Source organism: Streptomyces antnestii (genome assembly GCF_004005495.1).
Taxonomy (GTDB): Bacteria; Actinomycetota; Actinomycetes; order Streptomycetales; family Streptomycetaceae; genus Streptomyces; species Streptomyces antnestii.
The window spans coordinates 300634-313816 of the sequence record NZ_RZYA01000002.1; the positions used below are offsets into that span (position 1 = coordinate 300634).

A 13183-nucleotide genomic window follows, 5' to 3' on the forward strand; every position below is an offset into this window, starting at 1 on the left:
GCAGTAACGCAGCGACACCGGCCCGCCGTAGCGCACAGGGCCGTCCGCGACGGCACCCCCCGCGTTCCGCCGGGCCGCGCCCTTCGATGCGGCGGCGACCCGGAGTCGTACACCGGCCGTCATCCGCGCCGGGTCAGGATCACCACCTCGCGGGGACTCGACCTCCCCGGAATCCCTAGGACTTCACATGGATGCCATCACCGTGGGCGTCGGCGTGTCCGTCGCCGTCGTCCTGATCGTCGTCGTCGCCCTGCTGTTCGTCCTCGGCCGGCTGTTCCGCAAGGTGGAGCAGGGCAAGGCACTCATCGTCTCCCGGATGCGCAAGGTCGACGTGACCTTCACCGGACAGATCGTGCTGCCCGTCCTGCACAAGGCCGAGATCATGGACATCTCCGTGAAGGCCATCGAGATCACCCGGACCGGCCGGGACGGGCTCATCTGCCAGGACAACATCCGCGCCGACATCCGCATCTCGTTCTTCGTGCGCGTCAACAAGACCGTCGAGGACGTCATCAAGGTCGCGCAGGCCGTCGGCACCCAGCGGGCCAGCGACCAGGCCACGCTCCAGGAACTGTTCCACGCGAAGTTCTCCGAAGCGCTCAAGACGGTGGGAAAACAGCTCGACTTCACCGACCTGTACACCAAGCGCGAGGAACTGCGGTACCGCATCATCGAGGTCATCGGCGTCGACCTCAACGGCTACCACCTGGAGGACGCGGCGATCGACTACCTGGAGCAGACGCCGCTGAGCCAGCTCGACCCGCACAACGTCCTCGACGCCCAGGGCATCCGGAAGATCACCGAGCTGACCACGGTGGAACACGTGCGCACGAACGAGTTCCAGCGCACCGAGGAGAAGGAGCTCACGCGGCAGAACGTGGACGCCCGCGAGGCGATCCTGGAGCTGGAGCGCCGCCAGGCCGACGCCGAGATCAAGCAGAAGCGGGAGATCGACACGGTGCGGGCCCGCGAGGAGGCCGAGACGGCGAGCGTCGTGGCGGCGGAACGGCTGCGCGCGGAGGCCGCGTTCCTCGCCACGGAGGAGAAGCTCGGCGTGCAGCGCGAGAACCAGGCCCGCGAGATCGCCGTCGCGCAGAAGAACCGCGAGCGGGTCATCGCCGTGGAGAACGAACGCATCGAGAAGGACCGCCTCCTCGAAGTCATCGCCCGGGAACGGGAGACGCAGCTGACGCGGATCGCCGCCGAGAAGGAGGTCGAGGCGGAGAAGCGGGAGATCGCCGAGGTCATCCGCGAGCGCGTCGCCGTGGACCGTACGGTCGCCGAGCAGGAAGAGTCGATCAAGAAGCTGCGGGCCGTCGAATCGGCCGAACGCGACCGCCAGGCCATCGTCATCGCCGCGGAGGCAGAGGCGCAGGAGAAGCTGGTCAAGGACATCAAGGCGGCGGAGGCCGCCGAGCAGGCCGCGACGCACCGGGCGGCCGAGCAACTGACGCTGGCCGAAGCTCAGTTGAAGTCCGCCGACCTGGAGTCCCAGGCGAAGCTGCGGCTCGCGCAGGGCATCCAGGCGGAGGCCGCGGCGGCGGGCCTCGCCGAGGTGCAGGTGCGGGACAAGGAGGCCGAGGTCACGGAGAAGGCGGGGCGGGCCGAGGCCGAGGCCACCGAGGCGCGCATGCGGGCGGAGGCCGAGGGCGCCCGCGCCAAGGCGCTCGCCGAGGCGACCGGCATCGCGGAGAAGCTCAAGGCCGAGGCCGAGGGCATCAACCAGAAGGCGGTGGCGATGGCCGCGCTCGACGAGGCGTCCCGTGGGCACGAGGAGTACCGGCTGCGCCTCGCGGCCGAGAAGGACATCCGGCTCGCCGGGCTCGACATGCAGCGTCAGGTCGCCGAGGCGCAGGCGACAGTCCTCGCCACCGGCCTGGAGAACGCCGACATCAACATCGTGGGCGGCGAGTCGATGTTCTTCGACCGGCTCATGTCGGCGGTCACGCTCGGCAAGAGCGTCGACGGGTTCGTGCAGCACTCCGAGACGGCCCAGGCGCTCACCGCGCCATGGCTGGACGGCTCCGCGAACTTCACGGAGGACCTGACGAAGGTGCTCAGTTCCGTGGGAGCGGTCAACGCGCAGAACCTCACCGTGTCCACCCTGCTGATGAAGCTGGCGCAGGGCGGCGGCGACCGGTCCGGACAGTGGCGCGAACTGCTCGACAAAGCCGGGCAGTTGGGACTCTCGGACATGCCTCTCACCCAGCTGAACGGCGCCGGCCGCAGCTGACCTGACCGGCCGGAGCCGCCGTACGAGGGGTGGCGGCTCCGGCCACGCACGACATCGCCACGGGAGGAAGAACGGACATGGACACCGGTCTCGACGCGGGTACGTACGACGTCTTGCGCGACCGGCTCGCCGGGCAGGCGCGGCAGCTCGCGGAGCGGGCCACGGCCCTCAACGCCCGCCGCGTGGAGGCCTTCGGCTCGACCGGCCTCACCCTCGCCGGCACCGAGAGCGTCCGCACCGGACAGCCCTGCGTGCCCCGCGACATCGTCGCCGTCGGCGACCGGCTTCTGTTCGGCTACCACGCCGCGCCCGGCCCGGCCCAGGAGACCGCCGTCGGCGACGTGCTCGCCCTGCACGACCGCGACCGGAACCGCCTGCCGGACGACGCGGTGCCCGGACTCCTCGACGACCCCGACTTCCTCCGCGAATTCGCCGCGCTGTTCCGCTACTTCCGCGACGCCCGCCTCCTCCGGCTGCGGCACGTCGAGGGCCGGCTCCTCGCCGTCTTCCAGACCGGCGAGAAGCCCGAGGACATCCGTGTCCTGCGGTGGGCGCTGTCCGGCGACGGGACGGCCCGTTTCCTCGACGCGCGCGGCGAGCGCGATCACGTCTTCCCGCCGTCCCACGACTTCGAGTGGACCGGCACCACCCGCGACGACCATGTCCTGGGCCGCCACCCGCACGTCTCGATCGAAGGAGAGGTCTTCGTCGCGACCGTCGGCGGCTCACTCACCGTCAAGACCGCGGACGACACCGAGTCGGGCGACGGCGTGTACGAGGAGCCCGTCGAGGAGCCCCTCCAGTCGCTGGCCGACGCGGACATCACATACGCGCGCGTGGGCGCCCTGATCCTGCTCCGGGTGCGCCCCTACAAGGAGGACGCCTGGCGGCACCTGGTCTTCAACACGCTCACCGGGACCGTCGTCCGCCTCGACGGCATCGGCCAGGCGTGCCGCACCCTTCCCGAGGGCCAGGGCGTCGTCTTCCCCGGCGGATACTGCCTGGCGGCCGGCGGGCACAAGAAGTTCGACACGGTCGACACCACCGGCCTCGCGTTCGAACGGGCCGTACGTTCCCCCAACGGCGAGGACGTCCTCTACGTCTTCCACGCGCGCGCCGAGGGCCGCAGCCTGCTCCTCCCGTACAACCTGATCCGCAAGGAGATCGCCAACCCGCTGGCCTGCCACGGGTACGCCCTCTTCGACGACGGCGGACTCGTCGTGCTGCGGGCCGAGACCGACGAACCGGCGCGCGTGCACCCGCTCCAGTTCTGGCAGTCCCCGTACGTCGCCGACACCTATGCCGCGTCCCGCCCCGCCGGCGACGGCCCGCTGGCCCGGATCGGCAACGCCGACCTCGTCCGCGGCATCTCCGACTGCCTCTCCGTCGCCCGCGCCGTGGACGGCACCACCCCGACCGCCGCCGTGTACGCGACACTGGCCGCGTCCTGCGTGCGGGCCGCCGACTCCTACCACTGGCTGGCGCGGCCGGAACTCGGCGACCTCCGTACGCCCCTCGACGCGGTGCGCGCCACCGCCGAGCAGGTGCTCACGGAGTTCGAGACCGTCCAGACCCTGCGGCGACAGGCCTCCGAAGCCCTGGCCGAGTCCGCCGCACACATCGCGGGACTCGTCCGCAGGCTGCGCGGCGAAACGCCCCGCGGCGCCACGGAATGGGTCGAGCGGCTGACCGAACTGCGCCGCGCCCAGGGCAGGCTGCTCACCCTGAAGGACCTGCGGTACGCCGACACCGCCCGTATCGACGCCCTGGCCGGTGACCTGGCCGCGGACATCGCCTCGGCGGGGCAGCGCGCCGTGGCCTTCCTCCACCGGCCCGACGCGTTCGCCGACCACCACGCCGAGACCGCACAGCTCACGGCCGACGCCGGGGCGATCGGCACGGTCGCGCGCAGCGCCCAGCTCGCCGAGCGGCTTCAGGAGCTGACCGAACAGCTGCAGACCGTCACGGACGTCGTCGGCGGCCTCGACGTCGGTGACGCCACCGTCCGCACCGGGATCCTGGAGCACATCGCCGAGGTGCTCGCCGGCGTCAACCGCGCCCGCGCGACCCTCGACGCCCGGCGCCGCGAACTGACGGCGCGCGAGGGCCGGGCCGAGTTCGCCGCCGAGTTCTCCCTCCTCGGCCAGGCCGTCACCGGCGCGCTCGCCGCCGCGACCACCCCCGACGCCTGCGACGACCAGCTGGCCCGCCTGCTGCTCCAACTGGAGAACCTGGAGAGCCGGTTCGCCGAGTCCGACGAGTTCCTCGCCGAGCTCGACGCGAAGCGGGACGAGATCCACGAGGCGTTCGCGTCCCGTAGACAGACCCTCACCGACGCCCGTTCCCGGCGCACCGAGCGCCTCGCGGCCTCCGCCGGCCGGATCCTGGAGACGGTCGCACGGCGCCTCGCCGGACTCGGCTCCAGCGACGAGATCAACACCTGCTTCGCCTCTGACCCGATGGTCGCCAAGATCCGCCGCACCATCGACGAACTGCGCCAACTCGACGACCAGGTACGCGCGGAGGAACTGGACGGCCGGCTCAGGTCGGCCCGCCAGGACGCCGCCCTCGCGCTGCGCGACCGCACCGACCTCTACGGCGACGACGGCACCACCATCCGCCTCGGACGCCACCGCTTCGCCGTCAACACCCAGCCACTCGACCTCACCCTCGTCCCGTACGGCGACGGCATGGCGTTCGCCCTCACCGGCACCGACCTCCGCGTCCCGGTCACCGACCCGTCCTTCGCGGCGACGCGCCCGTACTGGGACCAGTCGCTGCCCTCCGAGACCGCCGGCGTCTACCGGGCCGAACACCTGGCCGCCCGGCTCCTCGCCGAGCACGGCGCTGACGCGCTCCAGGCGGCCGACGACCTTCCCGCACTCGTGCGCGCGGCGGCCGAGACCGCGTACGACGAAGGGTACGAGCGCGGCGTGCACGACCATGACGCCGCGCTCGTCCTCGGCGCGCTCCTGCGCCTGCACGCCGGAGCCGGACTGCTGCGTCACGCCCCCGCCGCCCGGGCGGCCGCCCAGCTCGCCTGGGCCCACGACCTCGCGCAGGGAGAGCGGGAGCTGTGGCGGCGCCGCGCCACCTCGCTGGCCCGCGCCCGCGACATCTTCGGCCCCACCCCCGCCATCACCGAGGCGCGCGCCGAACTCGCCGCGCGCATCGGCGGTCCGCAGGCCGCGCCGGCCGCCGACTACCTCTTCGAGGAACTCACCAGCACACCGGCCGGCTTCGTGACCTCCGCGGCCACCCGGGCCTTCCTGGACAAGTTCCGCCGTTCCATCGACGCCGACAACGACGCGTACGAGGCGGACCTGGCCGCCGTGGAGGATCTGGCGGTGCGCCGCCAGCTCGTCGAGGCGTGGCTGGGCGCGTACGCCGCCACGGCCGGGGAGGGCACGGCAGCCGACATCGGCGAAGCGGTCGCCGTCGAACTCTGCCCCGGACTCGACCGGTACGACGCCGAGGCGCCCCTCACCGAGACCGTCGACGGCCTCCTCGGCACACACGCCCGCGTCACCGGCCGCCGCCTCACCGTGCGCCTCGACGAACTCCTCACCCGTACCCGCCAGTTGCGCGAGAACATCGCACCCGGCTTCCGCGCCTACCGAAGCCGCAGAGCCGAACTCGTCGCCGCCGAGCGCGCGCGCCTGCGCCTCGACGAGTACCGGCCCAGGGCCATGTCGTCCTTCGTCCGCGGCCGGCTCGTCGACGAGGTGTACCTGCCGCTCGTCGGCGACAGCCTGCACAAACAGTTCGGCGGCGCCGGCGGACTGCTGCTCCTCGTCTCCCCGCCCGGCTACGGCAAGACGACCCTCATGGAATACGTGGCCGACCGCCTCGGCCTGGTCCTCGTCAAGGTCGACGGCCCCGCGCTCGGCCACACCGTGACGTCGCTCGACCCCGACGAGGCCCCGAACGCCACGGCACGCCAGGAGGTCGAGAAGATCAACTTCGCCCTGGAGGCGGGGAACAACGTCCTGCTCCACCTCGACGACATCCAGCACACCTCGCCCGAACTCCTCCAGAAGTTCCTCTCGTTGTGCGACGCCCAGCGCCGGATGGAAGGAGTCAGTGGCGGCACCTCGCGCACGTACGACCTCCGGGGGAAGCGGTTCGCCGTATGCATGACCGGCAACCCCTACACCGAGTCGGGGCGGCGCTTCCGGATCCCCGACATGCTCGCCAACCGCGCCGACGTGTGGAACCTCGGCGACGTCCTGACCGGCAAGGAGGACGCGTTCGCCCTGAGCTTCGTCGAGAACGCCCTGACCGCCCACCCGGTCCTCGCCCCGCTGGCCGGCCGCGACCGCGCGGACCTGGACCTCCTGATCCGGCTCGCCGAGGGCGACCCCGCCGCCCGCACCGACCGGCTCGCCCACCCCTACGACCCGGCGGAGACCGAGCGGATCGTCACGCTCCTGCGCCACCTGCTGACGGTGCGCACCACCGTCCTCGCGGTCAACGCCGCCTACATCGCCTCGGCGGGCCAGGACGACAGCGCCAGGACCGAACCGGCCTTCCGGCTCCAGGGCTCCTACCGCGACATGAACAGGATCGCCGCACGGATCGATCCCGCGATGAACGCCGCCGAAGTGGCCGCCCTCGTCGAAGACCACTACAAGGGCGAAGCTCAGACCCTCACCACCGGCGCCGAGGCCAACCTCCTCAAGCTCGCCGAACTTCGCGGCACCCTCACCCCCGAACAGGCCGACCGCTGGCAGGCCGTCCGGCAGGCCCACGTCAGGAACCGGGCCCTCGGCGGACCCGACGACGACCCACTCGTCCGGGCGGTCGCCGCCCTCGGCCTGCTCGCGGACCGCGTCGCGGCGGTCGAATCCGCCATCACCCGCGCCGGAGACCCACGGCACGCGCCCACCGGCGACGCGGCCCGGCACGCCCGCCGCACATGACACGGCGACCCCCTTGGTACAGCAACCCCGGAGCTGCGCTAGAAAGGCGGCAGAGACTCATCAAGATTCCGGGGGCGAACGTGGCGGACCAGGGCATACCTGACGTATTTCTGGACGGGTACGCCCGTATCCTGGCCGACGCCTCCGCCACGGGACGCCGCCTGACCCGCGACGAACTCGAGTCCCGCCGCGTCGTGGGCGAGCGCGCCGCCGAAGCGGGCCACGGCCTGCGGGCCCTCGTGGGCGCCCACCTCGACGCGACGCGCAGACACTGGCCGGCCGCAGCCGTCTCACCCGACAGCGTGCTGGCTGCCGCGGCCCAGGCCGTCGACGCCTTCGCCGAGGGCTACGAAAGAGCCCAGCGCCTGGCCGTACGTCAGGAGGAGGCCGCACGCCGCGAGTTCATCGACGACCTCCTGTACGGGCGCAGCGACCTCGGCCAACTAGCCGAGCGCGCCGAACGGTTCGGGCTTCGCCTGTCCTTCGAGCACGCCGTCGCCGTCGCGCAGGGAACCGTCGCCTACGACGAGGGCGACGACGCGCCACGAGAGGTCGAGCGCGCGCTGAACGGCCGCTTCGCCGACCGCAGCATCCTGGTCACCACCAAGGACGGACGCCTCGTCTGTATCGCCCCAGGCGACCAGGACGAGGTCCTCGCCTTCTTCGCCAAGCAGGCCTACGCCGCCACCGACGGCGGCCAGGTCGCCATCGGCCGCGCGCAGCCAGGACCCGGCGGCGTCGTCCAGTCCTACGAGGAAGCGCTGAACGCCCTGGACCTCGCCGGGCGCCTGGAGTTGGACGCCCCGGTCCTGCGCGCCGCCGACCTCCTCGTCTACCCCGTCCTCACCCGCGACCGCCAGGCCATGGCCGACCTCGTGCACAGCGTCCTCGGCCCGATGCGCGAGGCCCGCGGGGGAGCGCAGCCGCTCCTCGACACGCTCACCGCCTACTTCGACGCGGGGTGCGTCGCCGCCGAGGCGGCACGTCGCCTCTCCCTGAGCGTGCGCGCCCTGACCTACCGCCTGGAGCGCATCCGCCATCTGACCGGCGCGGACCCGTCCGACCCCGTCCACCGCTACACGCTCCAGACAGCGGTGATCGGCGCGCGTCTCCTCGACTGGCCCGCGGCCGACTTCTGACCGCCGCGCGGCGGGAGCCGGGAGTCACGCGTGTGCGGCTAGTGCGGCGACGACGACACCGGGAACTCCGTGCCGCAGGGGCCGCCCCCCTGCGCCTCGGCCAGGAAGACCTCCTCGCCCTCCAGCGTGAACGTGCGGTAGTGCCGTGCGATGCGCTCGGCGGAACGCGGCGCGTAGTGGCAGACGAAACTGCGGCGGAACCGGTCCGTGGTCGTGTTCGGCTCCGAGCCGTGGACGAGGCTGCCGTTGAAGAACAGGACGTCCCCCGGGGCCATGTCGACGGGCACGCGGGTACAGCCCGCCGGCGGCGGCACGTACTCCCTCGTGAAGTAGGTGTCCGGGTCGGCCTCCTCGGGACAGAACAGGTCCATGAGGTGGGTGCCGGGCACGACTTCGAGCCCGCCGTTGGCCCGGTCCACCTCGTCGAGCGCCACCCACGCGGCGACACAGGTGCCGGGTTCGACCCGCAGATAGAAGTTGTCCTGGTGAAGCGCCTGCCCCCGCGCCCCCGGCGGCTTGAAGTACAGCATGCTCTGTGCTGCTATCGGTTCCTCACCGATCAGCTCGCCGACGATCGACGTGATGCGCGCGTCGAGCAGACAGCGCATCGCGATGTCGTCGATGAGGTGAGGGTGCATGATGCGCGGGTACTCGCGCAGCGGGTCGTACGGCCCGTCGGGATCCTGCGGCGACGGCTGGAAGTGCCCTGGTACGACGCCTCGTCGGGGGTACGCCATGAAGGCTTCGGCGAGCGAGGCCGCCTCGTGGCGTGACAGGAGACCGCGGGCGACGGCGTGACCGGAGGACCGGAACATCGAGATGTCGACTGTATTCATGGGGCGACCGTAGGACCGCCGTGGTGTGCCAGGCTATGCGCGTGTCCGCCACAGACCTTCGCGAAACTGCTGCACCGCCTCCCGGCGTCGTGATCGTCGGCCGCTACGACGGGCAGCCCGACTACGCGGTCCGCAGGACGGCGGGCGCCCCCAGCTGGCTGCTGCTGTGGACGGAGGCCGGCGCCGGGCACGTCCGCCAGGGCGGGGCCGGGACCGTCGCGGGACCCGGCAGCCTCGTACTCCTCGCGCCGGGCGTGCGGCACACGTACCGGACCGCGCCGGACGAGGAGCACTGGGGGCTGTGGTGGTCCCACTTCATGCTCCGCCCGGGCTGGGAGCGGCGCCTGCGCCCGTACGATCTCGGCAGCGGCTGCCATGTGGTGCCCCATGTCGACCCGGGGGCCCGGCCCGGCATCGCCGCGGCGCTGCGACAGGCGCACGCGGACAGCCGCTGGACCGGCGCGGGCGCCCCGCCCCGCCCGGTGAGCGCCACCCGCCGCACCGTCCCGGCATCGGTGGCGACCGGCCCGGACGCCGCCGCGCTGGCCCTGGGCGCCGTCGAACGCGCCCTGCTGCTCGCCACCTCCCCGGCGGGCGGCACCGGCCCCGGTGACGCGCGGGTCCGCCGCGCCCAGGCCCTCATCGACGCCGACCCGGCGGCCGCGCACACCGTCGACTCCCTCGCCGCGGCCGTGGCGCTGTCACCGTCCCGTTTCGCCCACCTCTTCGCGCAGGAGACCGGCTCCACGCCGATGCGCGCCCTGCGGGAGGCACGCCTGCGCCACGCGGCATGCCTCCTGACGAGCACGGAACTCACCGTGGCGCAGGTCGCCGCCGCCTCGGGATTCGCGGGGCCTTTCCACTTCAGTCACGCGTTCCGCGCCCGGTACGGATCTCCGCCGAAGGCGTACCGGGCCGCGGCGGGGTCGGACAACCCCTCTTCGGTGATCCATTCGACGTAGCGGAGTTCCCGAGTTCCCTTTCCTTCCAGAACACGGATAGGGCTAGGCCGCCGACGTAATCCGCGTCGATATCGAAAGAGACATCGATTCGCTCCCGGTGCGAAAACGCGGATGATGGCCGGTCCGCGCCGGAATGCTCCGGTGCGGGCCGGCCATCCGCTTTCGGGCCGCGCGCTACCTGACGGCCGCGAGGTCCGTGATCTTGCGGGTCCTGAGGTCCGACTGGACCTTGATCTTGGTGACCTCGGGGTTCTTGCCGTCGCTCCAGGTGAGCGTCACCAGCGAGGTCGCGTGCCCCGCGCCCGAGCCGGTGTACGTGACCTTCCACTTCACCGGCACGTTCTGCGCGAACAGGATGCCGTCGGCGTGCTCCTTCGCCTCGAACGCGGCGACCTTCTTCCTCGCCGCGGCCGACAGGTAGAAGGAGCGCAGCGCCTTGGCGTTGGCGCCCGCCGCCGGGTCCTCGTTGTCCCAGACCGAGTCGATGTACGCGCCGTAGAAGTCGGCGACGCGGTTGGTGGTGCTGCGCGGGTCGCCCTGGGACGGCGCGGGGGCGGAGGAGACGGCGGCGGCGTGGGCGGACGTGGACGGGCCGGCGAGGGCCGGGGTGACCGCGGTGAGCGAGAGCGTCGCAGCGATGGCCGCGGAGGCGAAGAGGGCGGTGCGGGTGCGAGCGTGCATGGTCGGTAATACCTTCCCCGATTATGGGCGCCGCAGTGAATGCTGCGGGCTCCTGGTCACGGGATAAGACTGCGCTCGCGGCCCGCCAGTTCCACCCTTCCGGGAATTCTTTTCGCGCACGGTCGCGCGAATGGGATTCATGAAATGGTTGTGCGGTCGGATGGAAAAATGACGGCAAAAATAGCGGCCGCGCTGGAAGGCGAGTCGGGGGCGTCAGGCCGTGGCGGTGCGCAGGCCGTCGATCAGCGCGCCGAGGGCGGCCAGTTCCTCAGCGGTGAGGTCGGTCAGCGGCGGGCGCACCGGGCCCGCGCTGTGGCCGACCGCCGTCATTCCGGCCTTCACGATGCTCACCGCGTAGCCGGGCCGGCGGTTACGGATCTCGGTGTACGGCAGGACGAAGTCGTCGAGCATCTTGAAGACGGCGTCGTGCCGGCGCTCACGGACGGCTCCGTAGAAGTCGAGGGCGAACTCGGGCAGGAAGTTGAAGATGGCCGACGAGTAGGTGGTGACGCCGAGTTCGAGGTAGGGGAGGGCGAACATCTCCGCGGTCGGCAGGCCGCCGATGTAGGTGAGGCGATCGCCGAGGCGGGTGTAGATGCGGGTCATGGCGTCGATGTCACCGACGCCGTCCTTGTAGCCGATGAGGTTCGGGCAGCGCTCGGCGACGCGGGCCAGCGTGGGTGCGGTGTAGACGGCGTTGGCGCGGCTGTAGACGATGACGCCGAGTGAGGTGGCGCGGCAGACGGCCTCCACGTGTTCGGCCAGGCCGTCCTGCCCGGCCTCGGTGAGGTAGGGCGGGAAGAGCAGGATGCCGTCGGCGCCCGCGCGTTCCGCGGCCTGGGCGTACTCGATCGCGGTGCGCGTGCCGTAACCGGCCGGGGCCAGGATGGGTGTGCCCTCGGGTGCGCTCTGTACGGCGGCGGTGACGACGCGCTCGACCTCGGCGCCGGTCAGGGAGAAGAACTCACCGGTGCCGCCGGCCGCGAACAGGCCGCCCACCTCGTACTCGGCGAGGCGCCCGATGTGGTCTCGGTAGGCCCCCTCGTCGAAGGAGTGGTCGTCGGCGGTGAAGTGGGTGACGGGGAAGGACAGCAGTCCGGATCCGATGCGCGGGCCGAGTTCGGACGGGGCGAAGGACGTCATCTTGCGTGCTGCTCCTGAAGAGTGGGCGTGGGGGTCGGGGAGGGGTGGGGCGTGGTCAGCGGCGCTTGCCGGCCTCGTGGGTGGCCCGCGTCCAGGCGCGGGCCTGGTCGGTGAGGGTGATGCCGAGGCCGGGGCGGGACGGCACGTGCATGCGTCCGTCGCTGATCGTGAGCCGCTCGTTGAACAACGGCTCCAGCCAGTCGAAGTGCTCCACCCACGGCTCGATCGGGTACGCGGCGGCGAGGTGGAGGTGGATCTCCATGGCGAAGTGCGGGGCGAGCTGGAGGTGGTGGTGCTCGGCGAGCGCGGCGAGCTTGAGGAACTGCGTGATGCCGCCGATCCGGGGCGCGTCGGGCTGGATGACGTCTGCCGCGTGGTGACGGATGAGCTCCCAGTGCTCGGCGACGCTGGCGAGCATCTCGCCGGTGGCGATGGGGGTGTCGAGGGACGCGGCGAGCGCGGCGTGGCCCTGGGCGTCGTAGGCGTCGAGAGGTTCCTCGATCCAGACGAGGCCGAACTCCTCCATGGCCCGGCCCATGCGCCGGGCGGTCGGCCGGTCCCACTGCTGGTTGGCGTCGACCATCAGCGGGGCGTCGTCGCCGACGCGCTCGCGGACGGCGGTCAGGCGGCGCAGGTCCTCCTTGTGATCGGGGTTGCCGACCTTGATCTTGATGCCGCCGATGCCGTTCGCCAGCGAGGCGGCGGCGTTGTCGAGGACCTGCCCGGTCGGGGTGTGGAGGAAGCCGCCGGAGGTGTTGTAGCAGCGCACGGAGTCACGGTGGGCGCCCAGGAGCTTGGCCAGCGGCAGGCCCGCGCGCCTGGCCTTGAGGTCCCACAGGGCCACGTCGTAGGCGGCGATGGCCTGGATCGCGAGACCGCTGCGGCCGACCGAGGCGCCCGCCCACGCCAGCTTCGTCCAGATCCTGCCGATGTCGCTGGGGTCCTCGCCGAGCAGGCTGCCGGCGATCTCCCGCGCGTGGGCGAACTGCCCGGGGCCGCCGGCCCGCTTGGAGTAGCTGAAGCCGATGCCCTCGTGCCCCTGCTCGGTCTCCAGCTCCACGAAGAGGAACGCGACCTCGGTCATGGGCTTCTGGCGTCCGGTCAGGACTTTCGCGTCGCTGACCGGTGTGGTCAGCGGCAGGGTGACCGAGGAGAGCCTGATCCAGGAGATCCTGTCGAGCGTCGCCTCGCCTGCGACGTGCGCGGCGTTGGTGGTCGTGTGGGTCATGGTCACCACTTCGTGTCCCTGGGGTGTGAGGCGGATGCG

Annotated in this window: 8 protein-coding genes; 4 read left to right on the top strand and 4 right to left on the bottom strand. The window is 71.9% G+C overall.

Annotation, left to right across the window (positions count from 1 at the left end):
- The first annotated feature begins 187 nt into the window (after positions 1-187).
- The 3 genes from EOT10_RS06115 (at position 188) to EOT10_RS06125 (ending at position 8294) form a co-directional block, all read left to right on the top strand.
- Positions 188-2233 (top strand): flotillin family protein, encoded by a 2046-nt coding sequence (locus EOT10_RS06115; protein WP_127827014.1) that lies wholly within the window; start codon positions 188-190, stop codon positions 2231-2233.
- A gap of 77 nt (positions 2234-2310) precedes the next feature.
- Positions 2311-7155, top strand: coding sequence for a DNA repair ATPase (locus tag EOT10_RS06120; protein WP_127827015.1), 4845 nt, complete (start codon positions 2311-2313; stop codon positions 7153-7155).
- A gap of 80 nt (positions 7156-7235) precedes the next feature.
- Positions 7236-8294 (top strand): PucR family transcriptional regulator, encoded by a 1059-nt coding sequence (locus tag EOT10_RS06125; protein ID WP_189491250.1) that lies wholly within the window; start codon positions 7236-7238, stop codon positions 8292-8294.
- 38 nt (positions 8295-8332) lie between these two features.
- On the opposite strand, the gene EOT10_RS06130 is transcribed toward EOT10_RS06125, so the two are convergent.
- Positions 8333-9130 carry a phytanoyl-CoA dioxygenase family protein gene (locus EOT10_RS06130; RefSeq protein ID WP_127827017.1) on the bottom strand — a complete coding sequence of 266 codons (798 nt, stop codon included), beginning with the start codon at positions 9128-9130 and terminating at the stop codon, positions 8333-8335.
- 35 nt (positions 9131-9165) lie between these two features.
- On the opposite strand from EOT10_RS06130, the gene EOT10_RS06135 reads away from it, so the two are divergent.
- On the top strand, positions 9166-10092 hold the full coding sequence (locus EOT10_RS06135; protein ID WP_127827018.1) for a helix-turn-helix domain-containing protein: 927 nt from the start codon (positions 9166-9168) through the stop codon (positions 10090-10092).
- Between the two features lie 174 nt (positions 10093-10266).
- On the opposite strand, the gene EOT10_RS06140 is transcribed toward EOT10_RS06135, so the two are convergent.
- The 3 genes from EOT10_RS06140 to EOT10_RS06150 all read right to left on the bottom strand — a co-directional run bounded on the left by EOT10_RS06140 (position 10267) and on the right by EOT10_RS06150 (position 13153).
- Positions 10267-10773, bottom strand: a complete 507-nt coding sequence (locus tag EOT10_RS06140; RefSeq protein ID WP_127827019.1) for a hypothetical protein — start codon at positions 10771-10773, stop codon at positions 10267-10269.
- A gap of 213 nt (positions 10774-10986) precedes the next feature.
- Positions 10987-11916: a 5-dehydro-4-deoxyglucarate dehydratase gene (gene kdgD, locus EOT10_RS06145; RefSeq protein ID WP_127827020.1), complete on the bottom strand. Its 930-nt coding sequence runs from the start codon at positions 11914-11916 to the stop codon at positions 10987-10989.
- Positions 11917-11971: 55 nt separating this feature from the next.
- A complete protein-coding gene (locus EOT10_RS06150; RefSeq protein ID WP_127827021.1) occupies positions 11972-13153 on the bottom strand; it encodes an L-talarate/galactarate dehydratase in 1182 nt (393 codons plus the stop codon).
- Between the last annotated feature and the right edge of the window lie 30 nt (positions 13154-13183).

What these genes read in the sequence shown, in the direction of transcription:
- EOT10_RS06120 (WP_127827015.1), top strand. Translation starts at nt 2,311, where the DNA reads ATGGACACCGGTCTCGACGCGGGTACGTACGACGTCTTGCGCGACCGG.
- EOT10_RS06115 (WP_127827014.1), top strand. Translation starts at nt 188, where the DNA reads ATGGATGCCATCACCGTGGGCGTCGGCGTGTCCGTCGCCGTCGTCCTG.
- EOT10_RS06130 (WP_127827017.1), bottom strand. Translation starts at nt 9,130, where the DNA reads ATGAATACAGTCGACATCTCGATGTTCCGGTCCTCCGGTCACGCCGTC.
- EOT10_RS06140 (WP_127827019.1), bottom strand. Translation starts at nt 10,773, where the DNA reads ATGCACGCTCGCACCCGCACCGCCCTCTTCGCCTCCGCGGCCATCGCT.
- EOT10_RS06135 (WP_127827018.1), top strand. Translation starts at nt 9,166, where the DNA reads ATGCGCGTGTCCGCCACAGACCTTCGCGAAACTGCTGCACCGCCTCCC.
- kdgD (WP_127827020.1), bottom strand. Translation starts at nt 11,916, where the DNA reads ATGACGTCCTTCGCCCCGTCCGAACTCGGCCCGCGCATCGGATCCGGA.